A 15,413-nucleotide genomic window follows, 5' to 3' on the forward strand; every position below is an offset into this window, starting at 1 on the left:
GGCGTCAGGAGACCAGGAACATCCCGAGCACGCCGAGGACGACCATCACCAGCACGGCCAGCAGGAGGCCCTGCTCGCTCTGGACCTGCTGGCCGGAGTACGTCTGCTGGGGATCCGGGGTGACGATTTCGGTGCTCATCGTGCCTCCTCAGCGGGCTGTCCTGCTTGCCAATGACGGTAGGTGGCCGGCCTCGTCGGCGAATCCCGAACCTGTGCCACCCGATCGATGTCCTCGCGCCCCCTCGTGTACCCGCCACCACGGGGCCAAACACCGGTCGACCGGAACGGAGGTGTGGCGGCGGGCACGTCGTTCGCGACGGGTGGGAACGATGCGGCGACTGGGTATCAATGAGGGATGGGTGATCAGGGGTCAGGGACGGCTGTGGGCGCGGTGGGTTGTGACCTCACCTACGAGGTGGCGGAGCCGGCGAGGCTGGTGGTCCAGGTGTGCGCGTACCGGGAGCTGCCGGACATGAGGTTCATCGTCACCACCGACGACGGCGATCTGCCGGCCGAGGAGGTCAGCGGCTCGTGGGCCGACGGCGGGCGGCAGCATCTGCTGCTCCTGCCGCCCGGTAGGGCTCGGGTCAGCTACCAGGCGACCGTGCCGAACGGCCCGCCGGCGACACCGGTGCCGCTCACCGCGCTGGATCGGATCGTCGCGGTACGGCCGAGTCGATACTGCCCGTCCGATCGGCTGGGTGGGTTCGCGGCCGCGCGCATCGACCGAAGCCGGGCCGACGCCGACGTCGTGCGGGCGGTCTGCGACTACGTTCACGGCCACACCGTCTACGCCGCCGGGGCCAGCGGGCCGAGTACGGACGCCGCCGACACACTGCTCGCCGGACAGGGGGTCTGCCGAGACTTCGCGCACCTCACCGTCGCCCTGTGCCGGGCGTTGGACATCCCGGCCAGGGTGGTCGCCGTGTACGCGCCGGGTTTGACGCCGATGGATTTCCATCTGGTGGCCGAGGTCGCGGTCGACGGCCACTGGTACGTCTGGGACAGCACCCGCCTGGCGCCCCGGCAGAGTCTGGTCCGGATCGCGACCGGCCGGGACGCGGCCGATGTCGCCTTCGGGACGATGCTGGATGGTCAGGTCGAGATGTCGGAGATGATCGTCTCGGCGGTCGCGCCCGGGATCCTGCCGATCGACGATCACGAGGGCTTGGTGGCGCTTCACTGACCGTCTGCGGGGCACTCCGACGGTGGCCGCGCCAGAATTATCGCGGAAAAATGTCCGTCTTGATCCTCTATGAGCGATAAGTACATCATACTTTCGGCTAGCTTTATCCAGGCCGATCAGGCTAGGGTAAGAACCGAAAGACCCTAGCTCGCTCAACCACACGCACCACCTTCCATATCCGCGGACGAGGTGCAGGGAGGACCACCATGACCGCGACATTGACCGGACACCGCGCGGTGCACGAGCCCGCGACAGTGGACCAGGCCATGACCACCACTGTGGACGCCCCGGCGGCCGCCACCACGGACAGCGCGACCGACGTACTCAACGCCATGGCCGCGCTGCCCGCCGGCCACCCGTCCCGCGAGGCCCTGCGGGCCCGCGCGATCGAGGCCTGGCTGCCGCTGGCCCAACACCTCGCCCAGCGCTACAGCGGGCGCGGCGAGCCGACCGACGATCTGGCGCAGACCGCTGCGGTCGGCCTGATCAAGGCGATCGACAAGTTCGACCCGAGTCGCGGCGTGGACTTCGCCGGGTACGCCATCCCGACCATCATCGGCGAGCTCAAGCGGCACTTCCGCGACCGTACGTGGGACATCCGGGTTCCGCGCCGACTGCAGGAGCTGCGGCTGAGCATCTCCGAGGCGAACAGCACCCTCCTGCAGACTCTCGGCCGCTCGCCGACAGTGGCCGACATCGCGGCCCACCTGCGGATCACCGAGGAAGAGGTGCTGGAGGGCCTGGAGGGTGCCCGCGCGTACAACGCGGTGTCGCTGTCCACGCCGACCGGGGACGGCGAACGCGCCACCGAGCTGGCCGACATGCTCGGCGCCGAGGACCGGGAGTACGAGCTGGCCGAGATGCGGGTCGCCCTCGGTCCCGCGCTGGCCACCCTCGACGAGCGGGAGCAGCGCATTCTCACGCTGCGGTTCTACGGCAATCTCACTCAGTCGCAGATCGCCGACCAGATCGGCGTCTCCCAGATGCACGTGTCCCGGCTGCTGGCTCGCGCCCTGACCAAGCTCCGGGGGCAGCTGCAGTCCGCATACTGAGCTGACCGGTGGCTTCCACCGGTTGCACCGTCTCGGAGACGGTGCAACCGGTGGAAGCCACACCATGATCGACGACGAGAAGCAGCGGTCACCCGCCTCGGGCGGGTGACCGCTGCTTCGTCGTCCGGTGGCTGGTCAGCTGCGTTTCGTCGCCCGGTGGCTGGTCAGTCGGTGACCTCGGTGATGTCACCGATGACCACGGTGATGTTGTCCGGACCACCGGCCCGGATGGCGAGATCGACCAGCCGCTGCGCCCCGGCCTGCGGGTCGGCGTAGGTGGCCAGCACCTCCGAGATGCTCTCCGCTCGCACCACGTTCGACAACCCGTCGCTGCAGATCAACCACCGGTCGCCGGTCTGCGGCTCGAGAACGGCGTAGGTGGGATTCACGTTCTCCCCCTGCAGTGCCTGGGTGACGACGGCACGCCGGGGATGCACGGCTGCCTGATCCGGCGTGATCACACCCTCGTCGACCAGCATCTGGACGAACGTGTCGTCCCTGGTGACCTGCTGCAGGGTCCCACCGCGCAGCAGATAGGCGCGTGAGTCGCCGACGTGCGCCAGGGCGATGGCCGCACCGGAGGCGGCAAAGAGCAAGGCGGTCAACGTGGTGCCCATGCCCTCACGGGTCGGATCGTCGACGATCGCCTCGCGGATGCGCGAGCTGGCGGTCTCGACCGCCTCCTGCAGGAGGGGCACCAACCGCTCGTCGGAGACCGCGACGTCGAGCGGAGCGATCGCGTCGATCGCGATCTTGCTAGCCAGATCCCCAGCCGCCATCCCCCCCATGCCGTCAGCGACGGCGATCAGCCAATGGCCGGCGTGGACGGAGTCCTGGTTCCCGCTCCGGATCAGGCCGCGGTCGGTCACCGCCGCGGAACGCAGCTTCAGGGTCATGGCTGGCAGCCTGCCAGGAAGAAGGCTGAAATGTCTCTAGTAGATCCGCATGCAGATGGCAAAGATCGTGGAGTTTCTCGACCGGAAATTACACAAAAGCCTATAGAAGCGACATGCCGCCGCCGGACCCACCCACCAGCTGGCGAGACCGTCACGCGATTGACACAACGGTAATGCCCTGGCAACATCGTTCCAGATCAATGGGAGCGCTCCCACTCATCGCTCCTGTTCATCGAGTGCTTTTCTCCTCAGCCGGAACCCCCGCACCGGAAGGATCCCCGTGACCCGATCCAGACCCCGACGGCCGGCACCCCGCCGGGCCGTCGCGCTGCTGGCTGGCGCGACCGTCACCGCTCTCGCGCTGACCGCGGTGACCGTGACGACCGCGTACGCGGAAGAACGCGAACACATCGTCAACGGCAGCTTCGACGACGGAACCGATCCCTGGTGGGCCACGGAAAACGTCGCCCTGACCGCCGACGACGGCCGGCTGTGCGCTGCGGTACCCGGTGGCACCGCGAACCCCTGGGACGCCAGCATCGGACACAACGGCATCCCGCTGATCGACGGCGCCGCCTACCGTCTCGCGTTCTCCGTCAGCAGCGACGTACCCACCAGCGTGCGCGCCAACGTCCAGCTCAACGCCGCTCCGTACACCACGGTGCTCAGCCGTGAACTCACGCCGACGGCGGAGAGCGAATCGGTCAGCTACCAGTTCACCGCCAACCTCGACTCCCCTGACGGCACCTTCACCTTCCAGCTGGGCGGCAGCGCCGAGCCGTACACCCTCTGCCTCGACGACGTCTCGCTGATCAGCGACGACGCGGCCGGCCCACCACCAGGCGGCCCGGAGCAGATCACCAACGGAGACTTCAGCAACGGCACCACCGGCTGGACCACCTACGGCACCACCAACACCGGGGTGACCGACGAACGGCTCTGCGCCGCCGTACCCGCCGGCCTGGCCAACCCGTGGGACGCGGGCATTCTGCAGGACGGCGTACCGCTGATCGCCGGCGAGCCGTACGTCATCTCGTTCGAGGCCTCGGCCGACCCGGGTGCCAACGTACGGGCGGTGGTGCAACTCGGCGCCGATCCCTACACCGGGTACTTCGGTCGGGACCTGGTGCTCACCGCCGAACCGCAACGCGTCGAGCAGACCTTCGTCGCCAGCGATGACACCACCCGCGCCCAGGTGGCCTTCCAGGTCGGTGGCAACGCCGACGGATTCACCTTCTGCCTGGACGACGTCTCCCTGCGTGGCGGCGAGGAAGAGCCGCCGTACCAGCCGGACACCGGCCCCCGGGTCCGGGTCAACCAGGTGGGTTACCTGCCCGGCGGCCCCAAGAACGCCACCATCGTCACCGACGCCGACGAACCGGTGACCTGGGAACTGCACGACGCGGCGGGCGACACCGTGGCCAGCGGTCAGAGCACCCCGCGGGGTCTCGACACCGCCTCCAGGCAACAGGCCCACAGCGTCGACTTCTCGGCCTACCGGGGCACCGGCGACGACTACACGCTGGTCGCCGACGGCGAGACCAGCTACCCCTTCGCCATCTCCGGCGACATCTACCAGCAGCTCCGCTCCGACGCACTGCAGTTCTTCTACATCCAGCGCAGCGGGATCGCCATCGACGGAGACCTGGTCGGCGAGGAGTACGCCCGCCCCGCCGGCCACCTCGGCGTCGCCCCCAACCAGGGCGACACCGACGTGCCGTGCCAGCCCGGGGTCTGCGACTACCGGCTCGACGTACGCGGCGGCTGGTACGACGCCGGCGACCACGGCAAGTACGTGGTCAACGGCGGCATCGCCACCTACCAGCTGCTCAGCACCTTCGAACGGACCAAGACCGCGCCCAGCGCCAACGGCGGCGCCGCCCTGGCCGACAGCACGCTGCGGGTGCCCGAGCGGGACAACGGTGTGCCGGACATCCTCGACGAGGCCCGCTGGGAACTGGAGTTCCTGATGCGGATGCAGGTGCCGGCCGGCGAGCCGCTGGCCGGGATGGCCCACCACAAGATGCACGACCGGAACTGGACCGGGATGCCGATGCAGCCCGAGGACGACCCGGAACTGCGCGAGCTGCACCCACCGTCGACCGCCGCGACACTCAACCTGGCGGCCGTCGCGGCCCAGTGCGCCCGGTTGTTCGCCCCGTACGACGCCGATTTCGCCGGCCAGTGCCGCACCTCGGCACGCGCCGCGTACGCGGCGGCCAAGGCCAACCCCGACCTGCTGGCCGACCCGAACGACGGCAACGGTGGCGGCGCCTACAGCGACCCCAACGTCAGCGACGAGTTCTACTGGGCGGCGGCGCAGCTCTACCTGACCACCGGTGAGCAGACCTACCTGTCGGACCTGAGCGCCTCACCGCACCACAGCGCGGACGTGTTCGATCCGACCGGGTTCGGCTGGGGCAGCACCGCCGCGCTCGGCCGGCTCGACCTGGCCACGGTGCCCAACGGCCTGGCCCCGCAGGAGCGGGAACGAATCCAGGCCTCGGTGGTGGCCGCCGCCGACGAATACCTGGCCGCGCTCGACAGCCAGGCGTACGGGCTGCCGATGCCCGGCCACCGGGGTGCCTACTTCTGGGGTGCCAACAGCAACATCATCAACAACGCGGTGGTGCTCGCGACCTCGTACGACCTGACCGGGGACGTCGAGTACCGCGACGGTGCCGTGCAGGCGATGGACTACATCTTCGGCCGCAACGCGCTGAACCACTCGTACGTCACCGGTTGGGGCACCGTCTACCCCCGCAACCAGCACAGCCGGATCTTCGGCAACCAACTCGACCCGAGTCTGCCGAACCCGCCGGCCGGGTCGATCGCCGGCGGCGCGAACGCCAGTCTCGACGATCCGTTCGTCCGGGAGCTGCTGGACGGCTGCGCACCGATGTTCTGCTACGTCGACCACATCGACTCGTACTCGACCAACGAGGTGGCGATCAACTGGAACTCGGCGCTGAGCTGGATCGCGTCCTTCCTCGACGATCAGGGTGACGCCGTACCGGCACCCGCGCCACTGGCCTGCCGGGCCGAGTACGTCAACTACGGCACCTGGGCCGGCGGCGGCGGCTTCACTGGTCAGGTCAACATCACCAACACCGGCACCACGGCGATCGACGGCTGGACGGCCCGCTTCGCCTTCACCGGTGACCAGCGGGTCCGCGAGGCGTGGTTGGCCGGCGTCACCCAGGCCGGTGCCACGGTGACCGCGCGCAACGACACCTACAACCGCCGGATCGGTCCCGGAGCGAACGCGATGTTCGGCTTCAACGCGGTGACCGACGGCGGCGCCAACCCGGCACCGGAGCTGATCACCGTCAACGGGGTGGCCTGCTCCTGACCCGGCCGTGGTGGCCGGCCCGTCGACGAACGGTGCGGCGACGGGCCGGCCACCACCCGGTCAGCGGCTCGACCAGTGGGTCTGCCGATCGGTCGGTCCCCTCGCGGGCCGCCGCGCCCCGGCCCCGGCCGTGCCGACCCCCGTCGCGCCGACACCCCGGGTTGCCGGTAGCCGCGGCTGGCCATCGGCCGATGACGGGTCAGCTCCTGCATCGCCTGCTGCAGCAACTCCTCCAACGCCACGCCGAGCGCCCGGCAGATCGACGCCAGCATCTCGGACGAGGCTTCCTTGCGGCCACGCTCCACCTCCGACAGGTAGGCCGTCGACAGGCCTGCGGTCCGGGCCACGTCATGCAGGGTGCGGCCCTGATCCTGCCGGAGCCGGCGCAGCACCCGGCCGATCACCTGTCGCAGCAGCATCACGCGTCTCCGTCCGCGATCGTCGGTCAGGTGGTGACGCCAGCGGCGGACAGTTGCGCGGTCGTGGCGATCACATGGTCGATGATGCCGTACTCGCGAGCCTGCTCGGCGGTGAACCAGCGGTCCCGGTCGGAGTCGCGCTCGATCTCCGCGTAGGTGTGCCCGGTGTGGAACGCGATCCGCTCGATCGTCGTCCGCTTGATGTGCAGCATGTTCTCGGCCTGGATGGCGATGTCCGCAGCCGTGCCGCCCATCCCGCCGGACAGCTGGTGCATCATGATCCGGGTGTGCGGCAGGGCGTACCGCTTGCCGGGTGCACCGGCGCACAGCAGGAACTGCCCCATGGACCCGGCGAGCCCGAGCCCGACGGTCGCCACGTCGTTGGTGATGTAGTGCATCGTGTCGTAGACGGCCATGCCGGCGCTGATCACGCCGCCCGGTGAGTTGACGTAGAGGAAGATGTCGCGCTCGCTGTCCTCGGCCGCCAGCAGGAGCATCTGAGCGCAGATCGTGTTGGCCGAGGTGTCGTCGACCTGGGTGCCGAGGAAGATCACCCGTTCCTTGAGCAGCTGCTGATAGACCTGGTCGCCGAAGCCGGTCGCCGCGTTGGTCGCGGCCATCGCGGAACTGGTGTGCCGCATGGATGACGCCCTCTCGATCACGGTGGATACGCCTATCAGCATCAACCGTCGTCGAGCCGGTTCGCTGCCTTTTCTGCTGACAGGAGATCAGCTGTCGGCAGAAGGCAACCAGCGTCGTCCACTCTGGCCCATCGAACACCTACCACGACCGACGTAGCCGGCACCGATCCGCTGTCGACACTCCCCCGTGCCCACCGGTCGGCCGGGTGCGGCCCGCCGTCGAAGACGGGCCGCACCCGCAACCTCAGTCGAGCAGCTCAGTCACGGTACCGGCGGCCACCGTACGGCCGCCCTCCCGGACCGCGAAGCCGAGCCCGACGTCCATCGCGACCGGCCTACCGAGCTCCACCGTCAGGTCGATGGTGTCGCCGGGCATCGCCATCGTCCGGTCGCCCAGGTCCACCGACCCGACCACATCCGTGGTACGGAAGTAGAACTGCGGCCGGTAGTTGGCGAAGAACGGCGTGTGCCGCCCACCCTCGGCGGTGGTCAGCACGTACAGCCGGGCGGCGAACCGCTGATGCGGCGTGACACTGCCCGGCAGCGCCACCACCTGGCCCCGCTGCACCTGGTCACGCTTGACCCCGCGCAGCAGGACGGCGGCGTTGTCGCCGGCCTCGGCCGTGTCCAGCGACTTGCCGAACGTCTCCAACCCGGTCGCCACGGTCGACAGGGTCGGACCCAGTCCGACCACCTCCACCTGGTCACCCAGCCGCAACGTGCCGCGCTCGACCGCGCCGGTCACCACCGTCCCCCGGCCGGAGATGGTCAGCACGTTCTCGATCGGCATCAGGAACGGCTCGCCGAGCTCGCGCGGCGGCACCGGAACGTACCGGTCGACGGCGTCGAGCAGCTCCACGATGGACCCGACCCAGCGCGGGTCACCCTCGAGCGCCCGCAGCGCCGACACCCGGACGACCGGAAGCTCGTCGCCGGGGAACCCGTACTCGGTGACCAGCTCACGGACCTCCAACTCGACCAGGTCGAGCAGGTCCGGGTCGTCGACCGCGTCCGCCTTGTTCATCGCCACCACCAGGTACGGCACCCCGACCCGCTTGGCGAGCAGCACGTGCTCGCGGGTCTGCGGCATCGCGCCGTCGAGCGCCGACACCACCAGGATCGCCCCGTCGACCTGGGCCGCACCGGTGATCATGTTCTTGACGAAGTCGGCGTGACCGGGCATGTCCACGTGGGCGTAGTGCCGGGTCGCGGTCTCGTACTCGACGTGCGAGATGTTGATGGTGATGCCCCGCGCCACCTCCTCCGGTGCCCGGTCGATCCCGTCGAAGGAGACGAACCGGTTGACGGCGGGGTCGCGGTCGGCGAGGACCTTGGTGATCGCGGCGGTCAGGGTCGTCTTGCCGTGGTCGACGTGACCCATCGTGCCGATGTTGAGGTGCGGCTTCGCCCGCACGAACTGACTCTTGGCCATGATGCTGACGCTCCAGATCGGAGACGAACTGGCGGACGACGAACGCGGGCGGGTGCCATACCGCCGCGTCAGAACCACTCTTGACGGCGCGCCTGTGGAACGGGCAGCGCCGGAGAGACCGGGCCACCCTCCTCCGTGGTTCTGCCGCAGCTAGAGGAGGGTCAGCCTCGGGTATCAGCCAGCCATGCGCACCCGACGGCGGCACCCGGCAGGTGGAAGCCTGCGGGCCGCACAACGCCGACGGTGCCGAACATGGTGGTCACGCTAGCCCGCAACGTCCGGCGGGGCGACCGAATTCCCGCGCGGTCAGGCCGGCCGAATTCCCGCGAGGTCAGGCGGTACGCAGCTTCGGCAGCACCTCCGCGCCGAAGACATCGACGAACTCGTCCAGCTCCTGGCCGACGTGATGCAGGTAGATCTCGTCGAAGCCGAGCGAGACGTAGGCGGCGAGCTGGTCGACGTGGCGGGACAGATCCGACGACACGTTCACCGTACGGCGTACCTGGTCGATGGTGACGTCGCGGGCCACCACGTCGAAATGCTCCGGGGTGGCCAGGTCCCACGCCACCGGCGGGGCGAAGATGTTGGTCCGCCACTGGTCGTGCGCGATCGCCTCGGCCTCGGCCTCGTCCGGTGCCCAGCTCAGGTGCACCTGCAACACCAGCCGGCCGCGACCACCCGCACCCCGGTACGCGTCGACCACCTGGCGCAGGTGCTCGACCGGCGCGTTGACGGTGATCAGGCCGTCGGCCCAGTCCGCGCACCAGCGGGCGGTCGCCACGGTGACCGCCGCGCCGACCAGCGGGGCCGGCTCCGGCGGACGGGTCCACACCCGGGCGCGGTCCACGGTGACCAGACCGTCGTGGCTGACCTCCTCGCCGGCCAGCAGCGCCCGGATCACGTCGACACACTCGCGCAACCGGGCAGACCGCACCTCCTTGCGCGGCCAGACGTCACCGGTGACGTGCTCGTTGGCGTTCTCGCCGGTGCCGAGCGCCGCCCAGAAGCGCCCCGGGTACATCGCCGACAGGGTGCCGATCGCCTGCGCGACGATCGCCGGGTGGTAACGCTGGCCAGGGGCGTTGACCACCCCGAACGGCAGGCTGGTGGACTGCATGGCGGCCCCGAGCCAGGACCACACGTACCCGGAATGGCCCTGCCGCTCGCTCCACGGCGCGAAATGGTCCGACGCCATCGCCGCGTCGAACCCGGCCCGTTCCGCTCGGATCACGGCGTCGAGCAGCCGGCTGGGGTGGATCTGTTCGTGGGAGCAGTGCAGGCCCAAGACCGTCATGGCCGGTCATCTACCCAATGGCCGATTCCGTCAATCGCCTCGGACGACTCCGTCGACCTGTCAGGCAGCCGCGCCGCTCACCCGCAGGCAGCCGCGCGGCTCATTCGAACAGCGAATGCCGTACGCCCGGCTCCTCCCGCCTGCGGGCCCGACGACGCCGCTGGATGACGACCAGGTCGACCACCGCGATCGCCGCGAGAACCCACAGGATCACCGCACCGGCCACCAGATCGGCCCGCCAGGCCAGGAACCCGATCACGACGCAGAAGACGAACCCGAAGCCGGCCATCGCGAGCCGCAGGTTCAACGCGCTGTAGGCATGGCCGACGGTCCCTCTCGCCCGCTTGGGCTGCGATTTCGTAGCCATCTCGCCGGTGTACCCGACGTTCGCCGACCCGTAACGTCGCACCGGTATCCGATCCGGCACCGTCCGGCACGGGCCTGGCGGCAGGATCTGAGCTTCGGCACCGGGATCGGATTGAGCACCCCTACTCATCCGGGCCACCCCAGTCCGGCGGAAAGCTGAGCACATGAACGTCGCGTCGCCACCGGGACCGCCCACCCCAAGGATCGGAATCACCGGAATCGGTGCCAGCCTGCCCGACCGGGTCCTCGACACCAGCGAACTGCAGGACCGGATCGCCCGCACCAGCGCGATCACGCTACCCGGCGGACTGTTCGCGAGAATGACCGGAATCAGCCACCGCAGGGTCGCGCGCGACGACGAGTACGCCTCGACCCTGGCGGTCCGGGCGGCCCGGCAGGCGCTGACCGCCGCCGACCGGCGACCCGACGAGGTCGACCTGCTGCTGTTCGCCTCCGCCAGCCGCGACCTGGTGGAACCCGCCACCGCGCACATCGTGCAGGCCGAACTCGGCGGCCGGGCCCACGCCCTCGACGTCACGAACGCCTGCAACAGCTTCCTCAACGGCATCGACCTGGCCCGCTCGGCGATCCTCGCCGGCCGCGCCACCCGGGCGCTGGTGGTCACCGGAGAGACCCCGACCAGGGTGATGCGGCCCACGCTGACCGGTCTGGCCCAGGCCCGCACCGCCTTCGCCGGCTACACGTTCGGCGACGGCGGGGCGGCGGTCCTGGTCGAGCCGGTCGACCGGGGCGGGATCGTCGACGTCGACACCGAGACCCGTTCCGAACACTGGTCGGTGGGCGGCATCTTCGGCGGCGGTTCCCGGCACCCGCGCGGGGACGAACACACCTACTTCCACGGCGACGGACACTCCCTGCGCTCGGTGTTCGAGCAGGTCGGCACCGCCATCCTGGACCGGGTACGGCACCGGACCGGCTGGGACTGGGCCGACTACGAGCGGGTGCTGGTGCACCAGGTCAGCCTTCCTTATCTGGAACGGTTCATCGAGATCACCGGGGTACCGAAGGACAAGCTGGAGGTCACCGTCGACGAGTTGGGCAACCTGGCCAGCGCCACGCTCGGTGTGCAGCTGGCCCGGGTCGACGCCGGGCTGCGCACCGGGGACCGGGTCCTGGCGATCGGCCTCGGCGGCGGGATCAGTGTGATGACGATGGTGTGGGAGAAGTCGTGACCCGGGCCTTCGAGCAGGACCGTACGGTGGCCCCGGCCCCGGCCCCGGCCCCGGCCCCGACGCCGGACCCGGGCGGGCCGCTGTGGGTCGTGGTGCCGGCCTACCAGGAGCAGGCCCGCGTCGGCGCGACCCTGGCCGCTCTCGCCGCCCAGGACGATCGGGACTTCACCCTGGTCGTGGTCGACAACGGATCCACCGACGACACCGCCGGCGTCGTGAAGCGTTTCGCCGCCGGAGCGCCGTTCCCCGTCGTGCTGCTGCGCGAACCGCAGAAGGGCGTCGGAGCGGCGGTCGACACCGGCTTCCGGTACGCCATCGCGCACGGGGCGCGGCTGCTGGCCCGCACCGACGCCGACTGCCTGCCCCGGCCGGGGTGGGTGGCAGCCGCGCGATCGGGGCTGACCGCCGGTTCCGGCATGGTCTGCGGGGCGATCCGCGCCCGCCGCGACGAACTCGGCCCGGCCGGCCGGGCCGGGTTCCGGCTCCTGGTGGCGCTCGCCGCCGCGTTCGGACGCCTACGGCCGGCCCACCGCGACCGGGGCTACCTGGCGCCGTACCGGATGCACGCCGGCAACAACATGGCGATCACCGCCGAGCTTTACCAGGCCTGCGGCGGCATGCCCCGCATACCGTCGCCGACCGACCGGACGTTTCTCAACCGGGTACGCCGTACCAGCCCGGCGATCTCCCACCGGCGGGACATGGTGGTGGAGAACTCGCTCCGCCGGCTGCGGGCGTACGGCGTGCTGCGGACGGCGTCCTGGTATCTGGGTCGCGGCAGCGGCCCGATGAGCCCGGATCCCCGCTGATGCTCGATCGACTCGATGCCACGCTGCGCGCCCACCGGCACCGGCCGGCGGTGCTGACCGCCGCCCCGCTCACCGGCCGCCCCCGGGTCCGGGCCACCGCCGGCGACCTCGCCGACCTCACCGACGGCTACGCCGCCGCGTTGCACCGGCAGGGGCTGGCCGCCGGGGACACCCTGGGCGTGGCCGTGCGGCCCGGACCTCGGTCGCTGGCGGTGCTGCTGGCCGCGTACCGCCTGGGAATCCGGGTCACGGTGCTGGATCCGACCGCCGGCCCGGACGTGCTCACGGCCCGGTTGGCCCTGGCCCGGCCGGCGCTGGTGCTGGCCGACGCGGCGGCCCAGGCGGTCGCCGGTTGGGCGGGCCGGCTGGCCCGCCGCGCGCACCTGGCGCTACCGGAGCTGACCCGGATCGGGCCGGTGTTGACGGTCGGTCGGCGGGTTCCGGGATGTGCGCCGAGCCTACCGGCGGGGCGTGGCCCGCTCCCGGTGGCTTTCGACGGTGACGGCGACGCGGTGATCATCTTCACCTCGGGTACCACCAACCAGCCCCGGGCGGTGGTCCACACTCGGGCCGGCCTGGCCGCCGGGTTGCGGGCCGTCACCGAGCTGGTCGGGCCCCGTCCGCAGGTGCCGGTGCTCGGCGGGATGTTCTTCGTGCTGGTGCCGGCGCTGGCCAGTGGTGCCCCGGTCGCGCTGCCGGCACGGTCGTCCCCGACGCTGGCCCGGCAGATCGCCCGGCTGCGCCCACAGGCCAGTTATCTGACCCCACCCCAGTTGCGGTCGCTGCTGGCCTGCTCCCCCCGGCTGCACGGGCGGTTCTTCAGCGGTTCGGCACCGGTCAGCGCCGGGTTGTTGACGCGGGTCAAACGGGCCGGCGCGGACCGCGCCTACGGGGTGTACGCGCTCACCGAACTGTTCCCGGCGGCGGCGGTGGAGGAAGCGGAGAAGGCTGCCTTCGCTGGTCCCGGTGACCTGGTCGGGTCCCCGCTGCCCGGCGTACAGGTCAGGATCGACCACGACCGTGACCACGACCCCGGAAACGACCACGACCGTGACCACGACGGCGGCCCCGGAAACGGCGACCCCGGCGACAACGGTCATGTCCTGTTGGCCGGGCCGGGACAGGCCGACCGCTACCTCGGCGAGCGGCCGCACGACTGGGTCGCGACCGGCGACGTGGGCCGGCTCGACGGTGGACGGCTGGTGCTCGCCGGCCGCAGCAAGGACATGGTGCTGCGGGGCGCGGAGAACATCTACCCCGGACTGTACGAACCCACGCTGCACGTGCCGGGGGTGGCGCTGGCGGTCCTGGTCGGGGTGCCGGCCGGCGACGGCGACGAGCGGCTGGTGGCCCTGGTCGAAACCGAACCCGGGGCGGATCGGGCCCACGTCCGGGCAGCGCTGCGCCCGGCCCTGGAGCGGATGGGATCGGCGCGCCCCGACCGGGTGCTGTTCACCAGCGTTCCGCTGGCCGGCCGGTCACGCAAACCGGACCGCGTCGCCGCGGCCGCCGCCGCAGCGGCCGTCACGACGACCAACGGCGACAGTGCGGACCGTACGGGCGGCACGGACGGCACGGACCCGGGCGGCACGGACCCGGGCGGCACGGACCGTACGGGCGGTCCTGGCAGACGGGAGCGGCGTCGTGTCGAGCGTGGTTGACCGCTGGCGACGCGGCCGGGGCCGCCGCCGGGACCGGCAGGTCTACCTGGCCACCCATCCGGTGTTGTTCGCGGCGATGGCGATGACCAGGCGGGCACCGGTACTCCGGATCGGCCGGACGGTCGTGGTACACGGTGCCGAGGCCTACACCGACGCGCTGCGGCGGGTGCCGTTGGACCGGCTGGCCGACGGCACCACCGCCGGCGCGGCCCATCGGGCCATCAGCGGCGACGCGGAAGGCTTCTTCTTCGACCAGGACGGCCGTGGCCACCGGCAGGATCGTCGAACAGCGGCCACCGTGTTCAGCAGCGACGGAGTGGCCCGACTTCGCCCGGTGTGGCAGGAAGTCCTCCGCCGGCGGCTGGTGCCGCTGTCCGACGGAGGCGAGGTGGACATCGTCGATGTGGTCGCCGAGCTGACCGGTGCCAGCACCGTCGCGCTGCTCGGCGTACCGGCCGACCCACGGGCGCTGGCCGACGCCGCGCGATCGGCCGCCGCCGCCGCGACGCGGGGACATCTACCCGGGCTGCGGTGGCCGAGCCGGACCCGACGCGACCACGCGGCGACAGCCGTCGCGGCGGCGCGGCTGGCCACGCTGCTCGGCCTGCCACCGGAGCGGAGCGCCCGCGCGAGCATGCTGGCGGTGGCGTCGGTGAACACCACGTTGGCCGCGATCCCCCGGGCGGTGGCCTGGTGCGCCGACGACGGGCTGTGGAGCGTGGCCGACGATCCCCGGCGACGCCCGGCTCTGGTCACCGAACTGTTGCGGGTGACCGCCCCCAGCCCGGTGCTGCCCAGGTTCGCGGCGGCGGCCGGCCAGGTGGGGCACGTCGCGGTCCAGCCCGGTGACCGGTTGCTGCTGGTCGCCCGGCATGCCAGCCGAGCCGGGCGGCCCGACCCCGATCCGGCGGCACCGGTGGCGGCCGGGATCGCCCAGCTGGTCTTCGGCACCGGCCCGCACGCCTGTCCCGGGGCGCGGATGGCCCGGGCGCAACTCGACGACGTGCTCGCGGCACTCGCCCCGTACCGGCCGGTGGTGACCGGAGCCCGGGTCGATCGCCGTGCGGCCCTGCCCGGCTGGGCGCGGCTGCGGATCCGGGCCGGTCGGTGAC

General features: G+C 71.2%; 14 protein-coding genes. 7 read left to right on the top strand and 7 right to left on the bottom strand.

Annotated features, from left to right (window positions below; translation table 11 throughout):
- Positions 1-4: 4 nt before the first annotated feature.
- The gene (locus tag O7632_RS21350; protein WP_278116710.1) at positions 5-139 is read right to left on the bottom strand and encodes a hypothetical protein; all 135 of its coding nucleotides are present in this window, start codon (positions 137-139) and stop codon (positions 5-7) included.
- A gap of 216 nt (positions 140-355) precedes the next feature.
- Here O7632_RS21350 and O7632_RS21355 point away from each other — a divergent pair, with 216 nt between their 5' ends.
- Both O7632_RS21355 and O7632_RS21360 read left to right on the top strand, forming a co-directional pair.
- Positions 356-1,186, top strand: coding sequence for a transglutaminase family protein (locus O7632_RS21355; protein WP_278116711.1), 831 nt, complete (start codon positions 356-358; stop codon positions 1,184-1,186).
- 266 nt (positions 1,187-1,452) lie between these two features.
- Positions 1,453-2,238 (top strand): SigB/SigF/SigG family RNA polymerase sigma factor, encoded by a 786-nt coding sequence (locus O7632_RS21360; protein WP_278120268.1) that lies wholly within the window; start codon positions 1,453-1,455, stop codon positions 2,236-2,238.
- Between the two features lie 164 nt (positions 2,239-2,402).
- Here the strand turns inward: O7632_RS21360 and O7632_RS21365 are convergent, their stop codons facing one another.
- Positions 2,403-3,134, bottom strand: coding sequence for a protein phosphatase 2C domain-containing protein (locus tag O7632_RS21365; RefSeq protein ID WP_278116712.1), 732 nt, complete (start codon positions 3,132-3,134; stop codon positions 2,403-2,405).
- 280 nt (positions 3,135-3,414) lie between these two features.
- Between O7632_RS21365 and O7632_RS21370 the strand changes: the two genes are divergently transcribed.
- Positions 3,415-6,486 carry a glycoside hydrolase family 9 protein gene (locus tag O7632_RS21370; protein ID WP_278116713.1) on the top strand — a complete coding sequence of 1,024 codons (3,072 nt, stop codon included), beginning with the start codon at positions 3,415-3,417 and terminating at the stop codon, positions 6,484-6,486.
- On the opposite strand, the gene O7632_RS21375 is transcribed toward O7632_RS21370, so the two are convergent.
- The 5 genes from O7632_RS21375 to O7632_RS21395 all read right to left on the bottom strand — a co-directional run bounded on the left by O7632_RS21375 (position 6,369) and on the right by O7632_RS21395 (position 10,639).
- Entirely contained in the window at positions 6,369-6,908 is a 540-nt protein-coding gene (locus O7632_RS21375) for a helix-turn-helix transcriptional regulator (protein ID WP_278116714.1), read from the bottom strand. The two genes, O7632_RS21370 and O7632_RS21375, sit on opposite strands and share 118 nt — an antisense overlap.
- A 23-nt stretch (positions 6,909-6,931) precedes the next feature.
- On the bottom strand, positions 6,932-7,546 hold the full coding sequence (locus O7632_RS21380; RefSeq protein WP_278116715.1) for an ATP-dependent Clp protease proteolytic subunit: 615 nt from the start codon (positions 7,544-7,546) through the stop codon (positions 6,932-6,934).
- A gap of 244 nt (positions 7,547-7,790) precedes the next feature.
- A complete protein-coding gene (gene tuf, locus O7632_RS21385; RefSeq protein ID WP_278116716.1) occupies positions 7,791-8,978 on the bottom strand; it encodes an elongation factor Tu in 1,188 nt (395 codons plus the stop codon).
- Between the two features lie 331 nt (positions 8,979-9,309).
- The gene (locus tag O7632_RS21390) at positions 9,310-10,272 is read right to left on the bottom strand and encodes a TIGR03885 family FMN-dependent LLM class oxidoreductase (RefSeq protein ID WP_278116717.1); all 963 of its coding nucleotides are present in this window, start codon (positions 10,270-10,272) and stop codon (positions 9,310-9,312) included.
- Positions 10,273-10,372: 100 nt separating this feature from the next.
- Positions 10,373-10,639 carry a hypothetical protein gene (locus O7632_RS21395; RefSeq protein ID WP_278116718.1) on the bottom strand — a complete coding sequence of 89 codons (267 nt, stop codon included), beginning with the start codon at positions 10,637-10,639 and terminating at the stop codon, positions 10,373-10,375.
- A 163-nt stretch (positions 10,640-10,802) separates the two neighbouring features.
- Here O7632_RS21395 and O7632_RS21400 point away from each other — a divergent pair, with 163 nt between their 5' ends.
- Genes O7632_RS21400 through O7632_RS21415 form a run of 4 tightly spaced genes read left to right on the top strand, consistent with a single transcriptional unit; the run spans position 10,803 to position 15,412 of the window.
- Positions 10,803-11,831 (top strand): ketoacyl-ACP synthase III, encoded by a 1,029-nt coding sequence (locus O7632_RS21400; RefSeq protein ID WP_278116719.1) that lies wholly within the window; start codon positions 10,803-10,805, stop codon positions 11,829-11,831.
- Positions 11,828-12,640 carry a glycosyltransferase gene (locus tag O7632_RS21405; RefSeq protein ID WP_278116720.1) on the top strand — a complete coding sequence of 271 codons (813 nt, stop codon included), beginning with the start codon at positions 11,828-11,830 and terminating at the stop codon, positions 12,638-12,640. Before O7632_RS21400 ends, O7632_RS21405 begins: the two co-directional genes overlap by 4 nt.
- A complete protein-coding gene (locus O7632_RS21410; RefSeq protein WP_278116721.1) occupies positions 12,640-14,301 on the top strand; it encodes a class I adenylate-forming enzyme family protein in 1,662 nt (553 codons plus the stop codon). The genes O7632_RS21405 and O7632_RS21410 overlap by 1 nt, the downstream gene beginning before the upstream one ends.
- Positions 14,285-15,412, top strand: coding sequence for a cytochrome P450 (locus tag O7632_RS21415; RefSeq protein ID WP_278116722.1), 1,128 nt, complete (start codon positions 14,285-14,287; stop codon positions 15,410-15,412). The genes O7632_RS21410 and O7632_RS21415 overlap by 17 nt, the downstream gene beginning before the upstream one ends.
- Position 15,413 lies beyond the last annotated feature (1 nt).

It is taken from the genome of Solwaraspora sp. WMMD406, assembly GCF_029626025.1.
In the GTDB taxonomy this organism is placed as follows: domain Bacteria; phylum Actinomycetota; class Actinomycetes; order Mycobacteriales; family Micromonosporaceae; genus Micromonospora_E.

Excerpts from the sequence above, each read along its gene's own strand:
- O7632_RS21350 (WP_278116710.1), bottom strand. The coding sequence starts at position 139 with ATGAGCACCGAAATCGTCACCCCGGATCCCCAGCAGACGTACTCCGGC.
- O7632_RS21355 (WP_278116711.1), top strand. The coding sequence starts at position 356 with ATGGGTGATCAGGGGTCAGGGACGGCTGTGGGCGCGGTGGGTTGTGAC.
- O7632_RS21360 (WP_278120268.1), top strand. The coding sequence starts at position 1,453 with ATGACCACCACTGTGGACGCCCCGGCGGCCGCCACCACGGACAGCGCG.
- O7632_RS21365 (WP_278116712.1), bottom strand. The coding sequence starts at position 3,134 with ATGACCCTGAAGCTGCGTTCCGCGGCGGTGACCGACCGCGGCCTGATC.
- O7632_RS21380 (WP_278116715.1), bottom strand. The coding sequence starts at position 7,546 with ATGCGGCACACCAGTTCCGCGATGGCCGCGACCAACGCGGCGACCGGC.
- tuf (WP_278116716.1), bottom strand. The coding sequence starts at position 8,978 with ATGGCCAAGAGTCAGTTCGTGCGGGCGAAGCCGCACCTCAACATCGGC.
- O7632_RS21390 (WP_278116717.1), bottom strand. The coding sequence starts at position 10,272 with ATGACGGTCTTGGGCCTGCACTGCTCCCACGAACAGATCCACCCCAGC.
- O7632_RS21395 (WP_278116718.1), bottom strand. The coding sequence starts at position 10,639 with ATGGCTACGAAATCGCAGCCCAAGCGGGCGAGAGGGACCGTCGGCCAT.
- O7632_RS21400 (WP_278116719.1), top strand. The coding sequence starts at position 10,803 with ATGAACGTCGCGTCGCCACCGGGACCGCCCACCCCAAGGATCGGAATC.
- O7632_RS21410 (WP_278116721.1), top strand. The coding sequence starts at position 12,640 with ATGCTCGATCGACTCGATGCCACGCTGCGCGCCCACCGGCACCGGCCG.